The sequence below is a fragment of the Allobosea sp. LjRoot237 genome, assembly GCF_964253285.1.
In the GTDB taxonomy this organism is placed as follows: Bacteria; Pseudomonadota; Alphaproteobacteria; order Rhizobiales; family Beijerinckiaceae; genus Allobosea.
Genome location: NZ_CAXUQP020000001.1, coordinates 4,042,316 through 4,058,190 on the forward strand (window position 1 = coordinate 4,042,316; position 15,875 = coordinate 4,058,190).

Consider the following 15,875-nt stretch of genomic DNA (forward strand, 5'->3'; position numbering starts at 1 on the left):
GGAGAACCTGAGATGGAATGGTATCTCCCCGTGATCTGGGCCGGGCTGATCGGCACCGCGGTGATGCTCTATGTCGTGCTCGACGGTTTCGACCTCGGCATCGCCATCCTGTTCCCGACGACGAAGGACGAAGGCGAACGCGACCAGATGATGAACTCGGTCGCGCCGTTCTGGGACGGCAACGAGACCTGGCTGGTGCTCGGTGGCGGCGGCCTCTGGGTCGCCTTCCCCTATGCCTACGCCATCATCATGCCGGCCTTCTACATCCCGGTGATCCTGATGCTGCTGGCGCTGATCTTCCGCGGCGTCGCCTTCGAGTTCCGCTGGGTGGCAAAACCGCATCACAAGGTCTGGGACTTCGCCTTCTGGGCTGGCTCGACGGTCGCAGCTTTTGCGCAGGGGCTGATCCTCGGCGGGCTGCTCCAGGGCGTGACGGTGGTCGACAAGCAGTTCGCCGGCGGTCCGCTCGACTGGCTGACCCCGTTCACCCTGATGTGCGGCGTCGGCGTCGTCATCGGCTACGCCACGCTCGGCGCGACCTGGCTGGTCTACAAGACGGAAGGGCCGGTGGCGGAGCGGGCGCGCCGGCAGGCCAAGACACTCCTCATCGGCCTGCTCGCCTTCGCCGTGCTGGTCTCGCTCTGGACGCCCTATGCGCATCCGCGCATCGCCGAGCGCTGGTTCACGCCGTCGAACCTGATGCTGCTCTGGCCCTTCCCGGTGCTGACCGCCTTCTGCGGCTACCTGGCGTGGAAACGCCTGCATGGCGCGCATGAATTCACGCCCTTCGCCTTCACCATCGCGATCTTCCTGCTCTGCTTCCTCGGGCTCGCGATCTCGAACTACCCCTATCTCGTGCCGCCCGGCCTGACGATCTGGGACACCGCGGCGGCGCCATCCTCGCACATCTTCGTGCTGATCGGGGTGACCTTCCTCCTGCCGATGATCCTGTTCTACACGGCCTTCGTGTACTGGACCTTCCGCGGGAAGGTGAAAGCCGATGCCGGCAATCATTGAGCACCTCTGCCACGGGACTTGAGTTCCGCCGCCGGCTCGCGGACATTGCGAGGCTGCAACAAGGGCCTTGCCATGCGTTGGGAAGATTATCGCCAGTCCGAGAACCTCGAGGACCGGCGTGGCGGCGGCGGAGGCGAGTTCGCCGGCCTTCCCGGCGGCCGCGGCGGCATCGGCATCGGTACCATGGTCGTGCTCGGCCTCCTCGGCTGGGCGCTCGGCATCGATCCACGCCTGCTGATCGGCGGGGCCGAGTTGATCGGCGGCATCGGCGGGCGCAGTGCGCCGACGCAGGAGCAGCGCAAATCGGCCGGTCCGCCGCAGGACGAGATGGGCCGCTTCGTCTCGGCGGTTCTGGCGCAGAACGAGGATATCTGGAGCAAGGTGCTGCCGCAGCAGGCCAACCGCAAATACGTGCCACCGAAGCTGGTGCTGTTCAGCGGCGTCGACCGCTCCGGCTGCGGCACGGCGCAGGCGGCGATGGGGCCGTTCTACTGCCCCAACGACCAGCGGGTCTATCTCGACCTCTCCTTCTTCCAGGAGATGCAGCGCAAGCTCGGTGGCGGCGGCGACTTCGCCTATGCCTATGTCGTGGGCCACGAGATCGGCCATCACATCCAGAACCTGCTCGGCATCCTGCCCAAGGTGAACGAGATGCGCCAACGGATCTCCGAGCGCGAATCGAACCAGCTCTCGGTGCGGGTCGAGTTGCAGGCGGACTGTTTCGCCGGTGTCTGGGCCTACAACATCCAGGCGATGGACCGCATCCAGCCCGGCGACATCGACGAAGCGATGCGCTCCGCCTCTGCGATCGGCGACGACAAGCTGCAGCAACAGGGCCGCGGCGTCGTCGTGCCGGATTCCTTCACGCATGGCTCGTCGGCACAGCGCACGCGCTGGTTCAACACGGGCTTCAAATCCGGCTCGATGCAGAGCTGCGACACCTTCCGCACCAACCAGCTCTGACGGCCGAGGTCAGAGCTCGGCGCGCTCGCGACGCACGGTGAGCCGGCGCGGCGCACGCGCCAGCCGGCCGGACAGGATCTGCGTCTTGGGTGCCAGGAGCCCGGCCCTGACGTGGCGCGAGCGCAGCGAGACCGCCCCCCATTCGCGCAACCCCGCGGCCATGCCGCGCAGCGGCATCAAGGCCGGCCGCATCGCCATCGTCAGCAAATGCCGCTCGATGCTCGGCGTCCATTGCGGCTCGGGCAGATCTCCGGCTTCGAGCAGGATGACCCAGTCGCCGCGCGCCTGGGCGACCCCGCACGACCAGGCCTCGCCATTCTTCGCCCGGACATAGCTGGCGCCGGTCTCGTCGGCGAGACGTTCGATCGCAGCGTCATCCGCCTCGTCGATCACCACGGCATGGCCGATCACGCCCTGCGCGACCGCGGGAATCAGCACGGACAAGGTCGCTGCGAGCGCTTCGACGTCGCGATTGGCCCGGATGACGGCGGTGATCATGGGCAATCAGCTTATGACGCAGTGCAACATGTCGCAATCCTGTCACTTGCATTCTGTTCCTGTTATGTTCACATTCCTTGGTCTCGGATCAACCGATTCCGCCGGGAGACGAAGCCATGCTGCAGGCCAGACCCTCAGCCAGGACGCAACCGCTCAAGCGTCGCGACTCCGAGCCGGGAAGCATCTCGGCGCCAGTACGGCTCGCGCCGGTGGACCCGCTCGCCCATGTCGGCAGCCAGATCGACCCGGAGCGGCGGCGCGGGCGCGGCGCGACGATCAATCCCGGCGGCCGCTTTGAGGCCGAGACACGCATCAGCGAGGATGACGGCTGGGGCTCGCTCGGCGAGCTGCCGCCGTTCAAGACCGAAATCTCGGTCGAGAAGCCGCGGACGATCATTACACGTAACGACTCCCCGGATATTTCGTTCGACCGCTCGATCAACCCCTATCGCGGCTGCGAGCATGGCTGCGTCTACTGCTTCGCGCGGCCGAGCCATGCCTATCTCGGGCTGTCGCCCGGGCTCGACTTCGAAAGCAAGCTGACAGCCAAGCCCGATGCGGCGCTGCTTTTGGAGAAGGAGCTCTCGGCGGCGAGCTACCAACCCCGCACCATCGCGATCGGCACCAATACCGACGCCTATCAGCCGATCGAGAAGAAGCTGCGGATCATGCGCTCGATCCTCGAAGTGCTGGCGAAATTCAACCATCCGGTCGGCATCGTCACCAAATCAGCGCTGGTGCAGCGCGACATCGACATCCTCGCGCCGATGGCGGCGAAGGGGCTGGTCAAGGTTGCGCTCTCGGTGACGACGCTCGATCCGAAGCTCGCCCGCAACATGGAGCCGCGCGCTGCTTCGCCCGCCAAACGCATCGAGACGATTCGCAAGCTGTCGGAGGCCGGGATTCCGGTGACGGTGCTGGTCGCCCCGATCGTGCCGGCGATCAACGAGCACGAGATCGAGCGCATCCTGGACGCAGCGAAAGCGGCAGGAGCGCGCGAGGCCGGCTATGTGCTGCTGCGCCTGCCGCTCGAGGTGAAGGACATCGTGCAGGACTGGCTGGTGACGCACCATCCCGACAAGATGCGCCATGTCGTCTCGCTGATCCGCTCGACCCGCGGCGGCAAGGATTACGACGCCGCCTGGGGCCAGCGCCAGGTCGGCTCCGGGCCCTATGCCTGGATGATCGGCCGGCGCTTCGAGATGGCGGCGGAACGGCTCGGCTTCAACAGTGCGCGGCTGCGGCTGCGCACCGACCTCTTCGTAAAGCCGGAGAAGGATAAGGCGCAACTCAGCCTGTTCTGATCGCTCCCGCCTAACGCGTCGCGGCACCGATCGACTTCCTGCGCGTTTCCGCCAGAGGAAGCGGAGGCCGGCATGGACGATTTCAGCAGCGAAATCATTGAAACGGAGGAAGCTGCGATCTTCCTGCGGAGAAAAGGCACCGGCCCGCCGCTCCTGCTGCTGCACGGCTTTCCGCAGACGCATCTGATGTGGCGAGACATCGCTCCGCTGCTGGCGGAGGAATTCACCGTCGTCTGCGCCGATTTGCGCGGCTATGGCGCAAGCTCCTGCCCGCCTTCTGCGGCCGACCATGCGCCCTACAGCAAGCGGGCGCTGGCGGCTGACATGGTCTCCGTCATGGAGCGGCTGGGCCTCAAGCGCTTTTCCGTGGCCGGGCACGATCGCGGCGGTCGCGTCGCCTATCGCCTGGCGCTCGACCATCCTGAGCGGATCACCAAGCTCGCCGTGCTCGACATCCTGCCGACAGCCGAAGCCTGGGACAGGGCCGACGCGCGCTTCGCCCTCGGCTTCTGGCCCTGGACGTTGCTCGCCCAGCCAGAGCCCCTGCCCGAGCGGCTCATCGCGGCAGCGCCGGAGGCGATCATCGACAGCGCGCTGGACGGCTGGGGAACTCCTGCTTCTACATTCCCGCCCATCGTGCGCGAGGCGTATGTCGACGCCCTGCGCGATCCCGGCAATATCCATGCGATCTGCGAGGAATACCGGGCTGCCTCCGAAATCGATCGCGAGCATGATGCCGACGACCAGCGAAACGGGCGGCGCATCGCATGTCCGATGCTCGCCCTGTGGAGCGCCGAGGGCCCGCTGGCGCAATGGTATGAAGCCGATGGCGGGCCGCTCGCGATCTGGCGCCGCTGGGCGGGTGAGGTCGAGGGCAACGCGGTGGTGGGTGGACATTTCTTCCCGGAAGAGCACCCGATGGCAACGGCGGAAGCGCTGCGCGAATTCTTCCTGGACCCGGGCTGAACTGTGGATGTGATCCAACTGGCGGCAGACCTTCGCGTCGCGATCTGGCATAGCGAAGCCATGACCGCCGATTTCAGCCGCGAACAGGCCGCGATGATTGCCGGGCGCGCCCGCGTCGCCGGCGTGGACGAGGTCGGACGCGGCCCGCTCGCCGGCCCGGTCGTCGCAGCCGCCGTCATCCTCGATCCCTTGGCGATCCCGGACGGGCTCGCCGATTCGAAGGAGCTTTCAGCCGAGCGCCGGGAGGAGCTCTGCGTCCTGATTCTCGCCAGCGCGCTCGCTGTCAGCGTCGGCAGCGCATCTGCTGTCGAGATCGATACGATCAACATCCGGCAGGCGACGCTGCTCGCCATGCGGCGCGCGGTGACGGCGCTGCCGCTGTCACCCGATCTTGTCCTGGTCGACGGTAACGATCCGCCGGCACTGGCCTGCGGCTGCGAGTCGATCATCGGCGGCGACGGGCTGATCGCCTCGATCGCCGCGGCCTCGATCGTCGCCAAGGTAACGCGCGACCGGATGATGGCGCGGCTTTCGCTGGCTTATCCGGCCTATGGCTTCATCAGCCATGTCGGCTACGGCACGCCCGCGCATCGTGCCGCTCTGAAGACGCATGGCCCCTGCCCCGCGCACCGCTATTCCTTCGCGCCGATCAAAGGTGTCTGGTCGCGCTAACGCCGACGGCCAGCTCGTCATTCTCGGGCGCAGCGTAGCGGAGACCCGAGAATCGCGCCGATGGGGGCTCTTGCGGCATGAGATGCTCGGGTCAGGCCCGAGCACGACGCCTCTCTCAACGGCAGCCCGGAGCCGCTTACCATTCCTTAACTTCCGTTACGAATTTATCAACGTATTCAATGGGGTAGGCAAAATCTGCAGCCCCAGAATGGGACGCATTTTTTTCACCCCGGAAACCCGACCTTTACCCTGACCGGCGAGGATCGCGACTGTTGAAGTTGCGTAACGGTCTTGGCGTCATGAGTACCTCGCGTACCGGGACCGCCAGCGCTCCCGTCCGGATTCAGGTTTCGCGTACCGGACGGCCTGCGCTGGGGGCCCGGATGAAGGCCACGAGCCTTCTTCCCACTCAGATTCTCCCTCGGGAGCTGCCGCTCGATCAGGTGATCGTCGGCGATTGCGTCGCCGCGATCGAGGCGCTGCCGCCGGGCAGCGTCGACCTCGTCTTCGCCGACCCGCCCTATAATCTGCAGCTCGGCGGCGATCTGCGCCGGCCCGACGACAGCCTCGTCGATGCCGTCGACGACGACTGGGACAAGTTCGCCTCCTTCGCCGAGTACGACGCCTTCACCCGCGCCTGGCTCACCGCCTGCCGCCGCGCGCTGAAGCCCGACGGCGCGCTCTGGGTGATCGGCTCCTATCACAACATCTTCCGGGTCGGTTCGATCCTGCAGGATCTCGGCTTCTGGATGCTGAACGACATCGTCTGGCGCAAAGCCAACCCGATGCCGAATTTCCGTGGCCGCCGCTTCACCAATGCGCATGAGACGCTGATCTGGGCGGCGCGCGGCGAGGCCTCGAAATACACCTTCCACTACGAGGCGCTGAAGGGCGGCAATGACGACCTGCAGATGCGATCGGACTGGTATCTGCCGCTCTGCACCGGCGATGAGCGCCTGAAGGACGACAAGGGCGCGAAGGTCCACCCGACCCAGAAGCCCGCATCGCTGCTCGCCCGCGTGCTGCTCTCGGCCAGCAATCCCGGCGACGTCGTGCTCGATCCCTTCTTCGGCACCGGCACGACCGGGGCTGTCGCCAAGGCGCTCGGCCGCCATTTCATCGGCATCGAGCGCGAGCAGGTCTACGCCAACGCGGCGCGCGAGCGCATCGCGGCCGTCACGCCGCTGCCGCCAGAGGCCTTCGCTACTGCGCCTTCAAAACGCAGCGAGCCGCGCGTGCCCTTTCTCAGCCTGGTCGAGGCCGGGCTGGTGAAGGCGGGCGAGCGCGTCTTCGACGAGAAGCGCCGCCACAGCGCCACCATTCGCGCCGATGGCACGCTGGTGCTCGGCCCGGCCGTCGGCTCGATCCACAAGGTCGGCGCGCTGGCGCAGGGGCTACCGGCCTGCAATGGCTGGACCTTCTGGCATGTCGAGCGCGAGGGCAAGGCGCTGCTGCTCGACGCGCTGCGCGGCGAGATCAGGACGCAGATGGCGGCCGCCTGAGAACTCCGCAGTCATTCCGAGGCGGCTCGAAGAGCCGAGCCCGGAACCCATGAACACGACAGTGCTCGCGGCTTCACCGGCTTAACTTGTGTTCATGGATTCCGGGCTCTTCGCTGCGCGAAGCCCCGGAAAGACGGAAGCGGTTCCGAGCGCTATGAAGCCCGCTGCAGCTCTTCCAGCCCCGCTTCCAGCGCCTTCAGGAAGACGTTCGGAAACGCTTCCTCCTTCAGCCGGTTGAACGGCGTGAAGCGCATGCCGCCCGGCGCCTGCGTCTCCAGCGGGACGCGCCCGGCGAACACCGTCAGCTCCAGCGGGAAATGCGTGAAGACGTGGCGGACCGGCAGCATCAGCCGGCGCCACCCAGCCGACACCGGCGCATCACGCATGGCATCGCCCAGCTCGTAATCCGCCCGCCACTCGCCACCGGGCACTTCGACCATGCCCCCGAGCAAACCCTTGGCCGGGCGCGTGCGCACCAGCACGGCGCCATCCTCGCGCATCGCGACGAAGGCGGCGCCGTAGCGGGTCTTGCCGGTCTTCTTCGCCGCCTTGCGCGGGAAGTTCTCCTGCGTCCCGGCGATGCGCGCTTGGCAAGGCTCGCGCCAGGGACAGAGCCCGCAGGCCGGCGAGCGCGGCGTGCAGATCGTCGCGCCGAGATCCATCAAGCCTTGCGCGAAATCGCCGGGCCGATCGTGCGACAGCAGCGCCAGGACATGCTCGCGGATCAGCGGTTTGCAACCCGGCACCTCGTCCTCGATCGCGAAGAGCCGGGTGATCACGCGCTCGACATTGCCGTCAACCGCGACCGCCGGCCGATCGAAGGCGATCGCCGCGACGGCACCGGCCGTATAGGCGCCGATCCCCGGCAGCCCGCGCAGGCCGTCCTCGCTGTCGGGAAAGCGGCCGCCATGCTCGCTCGCAACCGCCTTGGCGCAGGCATGAAGGTTGCGGGCGCGGGAATAATAGCCGAGCCCGGCCCAGGCCTGCATGACGTTCTCGGACGGTGCGGAAGCCAGAGCCTCGACCGTCGGAAACCGCGCCATGAACCGCTCGAAATAGGGCTTCACCGCCGCGATCGTGGTCTGCTGCAGCATGATCTCGGAGACCCAGACGCGGTAGGGATCGGCGCGCTCGCCCGGCAGCGCGCGCCAGGGCAGGACGCGGCGATGGCGGTCGTACCAGGCGAGGAGGTCGGCTGCACGGGGCTGGCGAACGGGAGCGTCCATGGTTCTGGTTTAGCGCCTCAACCGTCGACCGCAATGCAGGAGCCGGAGCAAGCCATCGAACGGCGCCGGCCGAGCGCGATCAACTCGACGTGATCGCCACCACGCCATGTAACCCGGGCCGCCGCAACCACGAATAAACGGGAGCTGCCGATCGCAGATTTTTTCCGATGGTGTAACGAGGCTCCCATGATCTCCCGCCGCAATCTCATCCTCATCGCCGCATCCTCGATCATGCTGATCCCGCTCGCAGCCGCCGCGGCCAACGACATCCGCACGTTCTCCCCAGCCGATTTCGACGCAGCACGGAAAGCCGGCAAGTCGATCCTGGTCGAGGTCCATGCGGACTGGTGCCCTACCTGCAAAGCGCAGGCGCCGATCATCTCCGAGCTGCGCAAGGAGCCGCGATTCAAGGAACTCGTCGTCTTCCGCGTCGACTTCGACAGCCAGAAAGAGGCGGTCAAGCAATTCGGCGCCCGCTCGCAGAGCACGTTGATCGCCTTCAAGGGCAACACCGAGGCAGGACGTTCCGTGGGCGACACCAACAAGGCCTCGATCGGCGCGTTGCTGGCCAAGACGCTCTGAGGGTCGACTCATGGCCATCGGCAACCTTGGGCTCGCCTATCTGGCAGGCCTCCTGTCCATCCTGTCGCCCTGCGTGCTGCCGCTACTGCCGATCATTCTCGGCACGGCGGCGGCCGAGCATCGTTTCGCACCGGCAGCGCTCGCCGGCGGCGTGGTGCTGTCCTTCGTCGGCATCGGCCTCTTCGTGGCGACGATCGGCTTTGGGATCGGGCTCAATGCCGATGCCTTCCGGAGCGCTTCGGCCCTACTGATGATCCTGATCGGCACGGTTCTGGCCGTTCCGCTGCTGCAAGTCCGGCTGGCGGCTGCTGGCGGCCCGGTCAGCGACTGGGCCGAGCGGAATATGGGCGGTTTCTCGACGCGGGGCATCTGGGGGCAGTTCGGCGTCGGGCTGCTGCTCGGGGCGGTCTGGAGCCCCTGCGTCGGGCCGACGCTGGGGGCAGCCTCGCTACTGGCCGCCCGAAGCGAGGACATCGGACAGGTCGCCGCCACCATGACCCTGTTCGGGATCGGTGCGGCAACGCCACTGCTGGCGCTCGGCAGCCTGTCCCGCCAGGCTCTGATGCGCTGGCGTGACAGGCTGGCGCAGGGCGGCAAGGCCGCGAAAGTGGCGCTCGGCCTCGTCCTGGTCGCGGTTGGCGGCCTGATCTTGACCGGTTACGACAAACGCCTGGAAGCGGCCCTCGTCGAGGCCTCGCCGCAATGGCTGGTCGAGCTGACCACGCGCTTCTGAGATTGGCGCTGCCACAAGGATTTGGCCGCAGCTGTCGCCCTCGATCACGGTCGACCGCTTGCGTGCTCATCGCTCCCTGGCGCAAACTGGGTCATGGCCGCAAAACCCCTCGCCGAACTGATCGACGATTGCCTCGCGCCCGCGCTCGCGGCGCAGGGCTTCGCCGGGCGCTCGGTCGTCGCCTTCTGGCCGGAGATCGTCGGCGAGCGGCTGGCGCAGCGCACGCGGCCGCTGAAGATCGACTGGCCACGGCGGCGCGGCGCGCCGGGAGAGCTGTCGGACCCGGCGACGCTGGTGGTGCGCGTCGAAGGCGCTTTCGCGCTGGAGATGCAGCAGCTCGGCCCGCTGGTGCTGGAGCGGGTCAACAGCCATCTCGGTTGGCGCGCCGTCGGCAAGCTCGTGCTGAAGCAGGGGCCGGTCGCGCCGCCGCCTGCGCCGAAGCCCGCTCCGCCGCCGGATCCGGCCGTATTGGCGCGGATCGAGGCGCAGGTCGCAGGCGTCGAGAGTACCGAGCTGCGCGAGGCGCTGGCGCGGCTCGGGCGCGGCATCGCGCAGCGGCGCCAGGTCGCGGCCGACGACACGGCTTCGTGAGCGGGAACCGGCGAACCGATCTTGCCACAATCCTGGTGGCGACTATGGTCCGCAGCAATTACGTCGCCATCAGGGATTGTCTCATGACCAGCCGCCGCCAGGTGTTGATCGGCTCCGCCGCCTTGGCCCTCTCGCCGCTTCTCGCCAGCCAGGGCGCCTTCGCCCAGACGGCTCCCGGTGTCGCCAATCCGCTCGGCGACGTCTGGCTCGGCAGCCCCGACGCCAAGGTCTCGATCATCGAGTACGCCTCGCTGACCTGCAGCCATTGCGCCACCTTCCACAAGGACACCTGGCCGGCGCTGAAGGCCAAGTACATCGACACAGGCAAGGTGCGCTTCGTGCTGCGCGAGTTCCCGCTCGATCCGCTGGCCACGGCCGGCTTCATGCTGGCGCGCTGCAACGGCAACGACAAATACTACCCGCTCACCGACCTGCTGTTCGCGCAGCAGCGCAACTGGGCCTTCACCGAGAAGCCGGTCGATGCGCTCTCCACCATGGTCAAGCAGGCCGGTTTCACACAGGAATCTTTCGAGGCCTGCCTGAAACGGCAGGACATTTACGACGCTGTCACGCAGGTTAAGGAAGGTGGGGCCAAGGCTGGCGTCGACTCCACCCCGACCTTCTTCATCAATGGGCAGAAGCGCTCCGGTGCACTCAGCCTCGCCGAATTCGACAAGATCATCGAGCCGCTGCTCGGCAGCTGACGCGCGCCTGCCCTTCTCCCCTCGGGGGAGAAGGTGGCAGCGCGAAGCGCTGACGGATGAGGGAAGGACAGCGGTGACCTGTCCTCGTCTCACCCGGTCGCACTGCCCTCATCCGTCTGCTTCGCAGACACCTTCTCCCCCGAGGGGAGAAGGAAGGACGCGTCGATGCAGCTGACGCGCCTCAAACTCGCTGGCTTCAAGACCTTCGTCGAACCGGCCGAGTTCCAGATCGAGCCGGGGCTGACCGGCATCGTCGGCCCCAATGGCTGCGGCAAGTCCAATCTCGTCGAAGCTCTGCGCTGGGTGATGGGCGAAAGCTCGTTCAAGAACATGCGCGGCTCGGGCATGGACGACGTCATCTTCGGCGGCTCGTCAGAGCGCCCGGCCCGCAACATGGCCGAGGTCGCGCTCACCCTCGACAACAGCGACCGCAAGGCGCCGGCCGCCTTCAACGACGCCGAGGTGCTCGAGGTCACCCGCCGGATCGAGCGCGAGGAAGGCTCGACGTACCGCATCAACGGCAAGGAGGTGCGTGCCCGCGATGTGCAGCTCCTCTTCGCCGACGCAGCCACGGGCGCGCGCTCGCCGGCGCTGGTGCGCCAGGGTCAGATCAGCGAGATCATCTCCGCCAAGCCGCAATCGCGCCGGCGCATTCTGGAAGACGCTGCCGGCATCGCCGGGCTCCACAGCCGTCGGCACGAGGCCGAACTGCGGCTCAAGGGCGCCGAGGACAATCTCAACCGGCTCGAGGACGTGCTCGCCGAGATCGACGGGCAGGTCGAGGCCTTGCAGCGCCAGGCGCGCCAGGCAACGCGCTATCGCAACCTCGCCTCGGATATCCGCAAGGCCGAGGCGGTGCTGGCGCTGATCGCCCATCACGAAGCGCGCGCGCAGGAGGCTGTGGCCGAGCGCGCCCTCGAAGCGGCCGTGCGCGAGGTCGCGGACAAGACCGGCGTGCAGGCGGAGGCGGCGCGGTTGCAGGCGATCGCGGCGCATGCCCTGCCGGAGCTGCGCGAGAATGAGGCGGCCGCAGCAGCAGCGCTCGTCCGGCTGAAGCGCGGTCTCGACGAGATCGAGGCCGAGAACCGGCGCACGAAGCAGCGCACCGAGGAACTGGCCAAGCGCCTTGCCGAACTGCAGGGCGATCTCGCCCGGCAGGAGAATCTCGGCAAGGATGCCACCGACAGCCTGGCGCGGCTGACGGCCGAGGATGAGGGCCTGCGGCTGGAGGCTGAGGCGGCGGCGAGTGGCAGCAAGGCCGCCGCGACCGAACTCGCCGAGACCGAAAAGGCGCTGGCGGTGGCCGAAGCCGAGCATGCCGCGGTCCAGGCACGGCTTTCCGAATTGGCAGCCCGGCGCGGTGCGCTCGAACGTGCTGTGCGCGAGGCGAAAGAACGCGAGACCCGCCACGCCGGCGAGCGCGAGCGGCTGCAACGCGACCAGGCGGCGCTCGACGCCGACGGTACCGCCGCTTCGCTCGACGGGCTGCGCACCACGGTCGCGACCGCAGAGACTTCGATGCAAGGTGCGGATGCGGCCGCCGGTGCGGCACGCAGCGCCCTCGCCGGCGCTCGCGAGGACGAAACGCGGCTGCGTGGCCCGCTGGCGGAAGCGGACCGCAAGGCGCAACGCCTCGAAACCGAAGTCCGCACCCTGCAGAAGCTGCTCGCTCCGGCGGCGGGTGGGCGCTGGCCAGCGATCCTCTATTCGATCGCAGCCGCCAAAGGCTATGAAACCGCGCTCGGTGCGGCGCTGGGTGACGACCTCGACGCCTCGGCCGATCCGGCGGCGCCGGCGCACTGGTCCGACGGCGGCAGCGGCGAGAACGACCCAGCCCTTCCAGTTGGCGTCGAGCCGCTCGCCAAGCATGTCCGCGGACCGGCGGCGCTCGGCCGGCGGCTGCGCCAGATCGGCGTCGTCGCCCGGGCAGACGGCACCGCACTGCGGCCGAAACTGCTGCCGGGGCAACGCCTGGTCTCGCGCGAAGGCGACATCTGGCGCTGGGACGGCTTCACCAGCGCCGCCGATGCGCCCTCGCCTGCCGCGCGCAGGCTCGCCGAGAAGAACCGGCTCGGCGACCTCGAACGCGAAGCGCAGGCCGCGCGCGAGGCAGCCGAAGCGTCGCGCGACGGCCTCGACCAGGCAAGCGAGCGCACCAAGGCAGCGGCGTTGACCGAGGCGAAGGCGCTGGAGGCGGCCCGCGAGGCGCGGCGCGCCCTCGATCAGGCCCGCGAGCGGCTGGCGCAGGCGGAGCGCAAGGCCGGCGAGACGGCGGCCCGCCGCTCGGCTCTGACCGAGGCGATCGGCCGGCTCGGCCAGAACATCGCCGATGCGCAGGCACAGGCCGAGGCCGCGAATCAGGACCTCGCCGGTCTCGCGCCGGCGCCCGAACTCGAGAACGCCTTGCTTGCTGCTCGCGCCGAATTGGGCGAGCGGCGCGCTGCCGCCTCCGAAGCACGAGCGCGCGTACAGACGCAGGGGCGTGAGGCTGAGTTGCGCAGCCGCCGGCGCGAAGCGATCGCTGGGGATCTGCGCGCCTGGCGCGAGCGGGCGGCGACGAACGAGCAGAGCGCCGCCGATACGCGCCGACGAATCGAGACGACGGCGGCCGAGCACAAGGCGCTGCTGGAGGCGCCTGACACCTTCCTGGTCGAGCGTCGCCGCCTCCTTGCCGAAATCGAGACCGCCGAGGGCAACCGGCGTGGCGCCGCCGACAAGCTCGCCGCCGGCGAGGTCGCGCAGGCCGAGGCCGACCGGCAGGCGCGCGCGGCGCTGGAAGGGCTGGCGGCTGCACGCGAAGGCCGGGCGAGCGCGGAAGCACGGCTCGAAGCGGGGCGGCAACGCCTCGCCGATGTCGTGCGCCAGATCGTCGATGGGCTGGAGACCGAGGTCGCCAACCTGCATCAGCTCGCCGGGCTGAAGGTGGGGGATACGCCGCCGGATGCGGAGGACATCGAGCGCCGCCTCGGCGGGCTCAAGGCCGAGCGCGAGCGCCTCGGCGCGGTCAACCTGCGCGCCGATGACGAATTGACCGAGGTTCAGGGCAAGCGCAGTGGCCTCACGACCGAGCGCGACGACCTGACCGAGGCGATTCGGCGGCTGCGCCAGGCGATCGGGGCGCTCAATCGCGAAGGCAGGGAGCGGCTTCTTGCCGCATTCGAGATCGTCAACGGCCATTTCCAGCATCTGTTCGGGGTGCTGTTCGGCGGCGGCACGGCCGAGCTGACGCTGGTCGATTCGGAAGATCCGCTCGAAGCCGGGCTCGAGATCATCGCGCGCCCCCCGGGCAAAAAGCCGCAGGTGATGACGCTGCTCTCCGGCGGGGAGCAGGCGTTGACCGCGACCGCCCTGATCTTCGCGGTGTTCCTGACCAACCCCTCGCCGATCTGCGTGCTCGACGAGGTCGACGCTCCGCTCGACGATGCCAATGTCGAGCGCTACTGCGACCTGCTCGAGGAGATGGCGCGCAACACCGCGACGCGCTTCATCCTGATCACCCACAACCCGATCACCATGGCGCGTATGGACCGGCTCTTCGGCGTCACCATGGCCGAGCGCGGGGTGAGCCAGATGGTCTCGGTCGACCTCGCCACGGCCGAGCGCATCCGCGAGGCGGTCTGACTCCTTCGCCGCAGCGCACAAGAATCACTCCCAGCGCTTCGCCGCAGTCTAAAATCATTTTATTTTTCAATGCATTAATCGCGACGCGCTCAGCTTGACACCATCTGGACCCGCCAATATGGTGCGCCCGATTTTTCCGGGCGGCGGGGCTTTTTCATCGCAAGGAACGATCGGCAATCCGACGAGCGCCCGCCATTGGCGATCCGGCAACGGGTCAACCGGTTCAGGCAGCGCAAATCAGCGACAATTCCGGTATTGTCCGGTTCTCTCGCGAACCGAGCACGGAAAGGTCGTGTCATGATGGCTGTCTATCTGCGATGACGGGCCGGGACGACAAAAGTCCGGACCCGCAGCGGCCTGCGGAAACGGATGCGAGCCTGGAGAGCCGGCTCAAATCCCTCGATGCGGGCCTGAAGCGTGTGACCAGCCAGGCGGAGGCCGAAAGCCGCAGCGAAAGCGGTCGGACCGATTCCAGCGGAATCGGTCAGGCGATGCGGCTTTCCACCGAATTCATCGCCGGCATCATCGTCGGCGGCGGGCTCGGCTGGGCCGTCGACAAGTGGTTCGGGACGGCGCCCTTCGGGATGATCGTCCTGCTGATGCTCGGCTTCGGCGCTGGCGTGATGAACGTCGTGCGCGCAGCGGGCTTGATGAAATCGCGCACTGACGATAAGTCGAGCGCGCAGAACTGAGGCGCGGCCCCGAAAAGGGCCGTCTTATGGCAGGAACAAGGGCGACAGATGGCTAGTCCGATCGAACAATTCGAGATCAAGCCGATCGTGTCTCTCGGCAAGATCGGCGGAAGCGAGATCGCTTTCACCAATTCCGCCCTGTTCATGGTCGCCGCCGTCGCCATCATCGCGCTGCTCTTCGTCTACGGCACGCGCAACCGCTCGCTGGTCCCGGGCCGGCTGCAGGCGCTGGCGGAGATGGGCTACGAGTTCGTCGCCAATACAGTGAGGGACTCGGCCGGCCATGACGGCATGAAGTTCGTGCCGCTGGTGTTCTCGCTCTTCATGTTCGTGCTGGTCTGCAACCTGCTCGGCATGATTCCCGGCGCCTTCACCGTCACCAGCCACCTGGTCGTCACCGCCGCGCTCGCGGCGATCGTGATCCTCACCGTCATCATCTACGGCATCGCCAAGCATGGCGCGCATTTCTTCGGGCTGTTCGTGCCCAAGGGCGTGCATCCGCTGATGCTGATCATCCTGGTGCCGATCGAGGTGATCTCGTTCGTCTCGCGCCCGATCAGCCTGTCGGTTCGTCTCTTCGCCAATCTGCTCGCCGGCCACATCGCGCTGAAGATCTTCGCCGGCTTCGTGGCGACGCTGCTCTTCGCCGGCGGCTGGGCGATCCTCTCGCCGCTGCCGCTCGTGCTGACGATTGCGCTGATCGCGCTCGAATTCCTGGTTGCGGTGCTGCAGGCCTATGTCTTCGCCGTGCTGACCTGCATCTACCTGCACGACGCCCTGCATCCGGGCCACTGAGCGGCGCGG

The 15,875-nt window shown here is 67.7% G+C and carries 15 protein-coding genes; 13 read left to right on the forward strand and 2 right to left on the reverse strand.

Annotated elements, in window-relative coordinates; translation table 11 throughout:
- Positions 1–12: 12 nt before the first annotated feature.
- Both cydB and ypfJ read left to right on the forward strand, forming a co-directional pair.
- The gene (gene cydB / locus ACSQ24_RS19655) at positions 13–1,017 is read left to right on the forward strand and encodes a cytochrome d ubiquinol oxidase subunit II (protein ID WP_436096308.1); all 1,005 of its coding nucleotides are present in this window, start codon (positions 13–15) and stop codon (positions 1,015–1,017) included.
- Positions 1,018–1,089: 72 nt separating this feature from the next.
- Positions 1,090–1,980, forward strand: coding sequence for a KPN_02809 family neutral zinc metallopeptidase (gene ypfJ, locus ACSQ24_RS19660; protein ID WP_436096309.1), 891 nt, complete (start codon positions 1,090–1,092; stop codon positions 1,978–1,980).
- Between the two features lie 9 nt (positions 1,981–1,989).
- Here ypfJ and ACSQ24_RS19665 read toward each other — a convergent pair whose 3' ends face one another.
- A complete protein-coding gene (locus tag ACSQ24_RS19665) occupies positions 1,990–2,478 on the reverse strand; it encodes a hypothetical protein (RefSeq protein WP_436096310.1) in 489 nt (162 codons plus the stop codon).
- A gap of 116 nt (positions 2,479–2,594) precedes the next feature.
- Here ACSQ24_RS19665 and ACSQ24_RS19670 point away from each other — a divergent pair, with 116 nt between their 5' ends.
- From ACSQ24_RS19670 to ACSQ24_RS19685, 4 genes are all read left to right on the forward strand, one after another.
- Positions 2,595–3,782, forward strand: coding sequence for a PA0069 family radical SAM protein (locus ACSQ24_RS19670; RefSeq protein WP_436096311.1), 1,188 nt, complete (start codon positions 2,595–2,597; stop codon positions 3,780–3,782).
- A gap of 72 nt (positions 3,783–3,854) precedes the next feature.
- Entirely contained in the window at positions 3,855–4,748 is an 894-nt protein-coding gene (locus tag ACSQ24_RS19675; RefSeq protein ID WP_436096312.1) for an alpha/beta fold hydrolase, read from the forward strand.
- A 60-nt stretch (positions 4,749–4,808) separates the two neighbouring features.
- The gene (locus ACSQ24_RS19680; protein ID WP_436096313.1) at positions 4,809–5,420 is read left to right on the forward strand and encodes a ribonuclease HII; all 612 of its coding nucleotides are present in this window, start codon (positions 4,809–4,811) and stop codon (positions 5,418–5,420) included.
- A 299-nt stretch (positions 5,421–5,719) separates the two neighbouring features.
- Positions 5,720–6,922 (forward strand): site-specific DNA-methyltransferase, encoded by a 1,203-nt coding sequence (locus tag ACSQ24_RS19685; protein ID WP_436096314.1) that lies wholly within the window; start codon positions 5,720–5,722, stop codon positions 6,920–6,922.
- Between the two features lie 152 nt (positions 6,923–7,074).
- Here the strand turns inward: ACSQ24_RS19685 and mutY are convergent, their stop codons facing one another.
- Positions 7,075–8,148: an A/G-specific adenine glycosylase gene (mutY, locus tag ACSQ24_RS19690; protein WP_436096315.1), complete on the reverse strand. Its 1,074-nt coding sequence runs from the start codon at positions 8,146–8,148 to the stop codon at positions 7,075–7,077.
- A 186-nt stretch (positions 8,149–8,334) separates the two neighbouring features.
- Between mutY and ACSQ24_RS19695 the strand changes: the two genes are divergently transcribed.
- From ACSQ24_RS19695 to ACSQ24_RS19725, 7 genes are all read left to right on the forward strand, one after another.
- The gene (locus ACSQ24_RS19695) at positions 8,335–8,730 is read left to right on the forward strand and encodes a thioredoxin family protein (protein ID WP_436096316.1); all 396 of its coding nucleotides are present in this window, start codon (positions 8,335–8,337) and stop codon (positions 8,728–8,730) included.
- Positions 8,731–8,740: 10 nt separating this feature from the next.
- On the forward strand, positions 8,741–9,463 hold the full coding sequence (locus ACSQ24_RS19700) for a cytochrome c biogenesis CcdA family protein (RefSeq protein WP_436096317.1): 723 nt from the start codon (positions 8,741–8,743) through the stop codon (positions 9,461–9,463).
- 93 nt (positions 9,464–9,556) lie between these two features.
- A complete protein-coding gene (locus tag ACSQ24_RS19705; protein WP_436096318.1) occupies positions 9,557–10,054 on the forward strand; it encodes a DUF721 domain-containing protein in 498 nt (165 codons plus the stop codon).
- 83 nt (positions 10,055–10,137) lie between these two features.
- Positions 10,138–10,758 carry a DsbA family protein gene (locus ACSQ24_RS19710; RefSeq protein WP_436096319.1) on the forward strand — a complete coding sequence of 207 codons (621 nt, stop codon included), beginning with the start codon at positions 10,138–10,140 and terminating at the stop codon, positions 10,756–10,758.
- Positions 10,759–10,923: 165 nt separating this feature from the next.
- A complete protein-coding gene (locus tag ACSQ24_RS19715) occupies positions 10,924–14,379 on the forward strand; it encodes a chromosome segregation SMC family protein (RefSeq protein ID WP_436096320.1) in 3,456 nt (1,151 codons plus the stop codon).
- A gap of 491 nt (positions 14,380–14,870) precedes the next feature.
- Positions 14,871–15,071: an AtpZ/AtpI family protein gene (locus ACSQ24_RS19720; RefSeq protein ID WP_436096321.1), complete on the forward strand. Its 201-nt coding sequence runs from the start codon at positions 14,871–14,873 to the stop codon at positions 15,069–15,071.
- Positions 15,072–15,119: 48 nt separating this feature from the next.
- Entirely contained in the window at positions 15,120–15,866 is a 747-nt protein-coding gene (locus tag ACSQ24_RS19725; RefSeq protein WP_129158655.1) for a F0F1 ATP synthase subunit A, read from the forward strand.
- Positions 15,867–15,875: the final 9 nt, after the last annotated feature.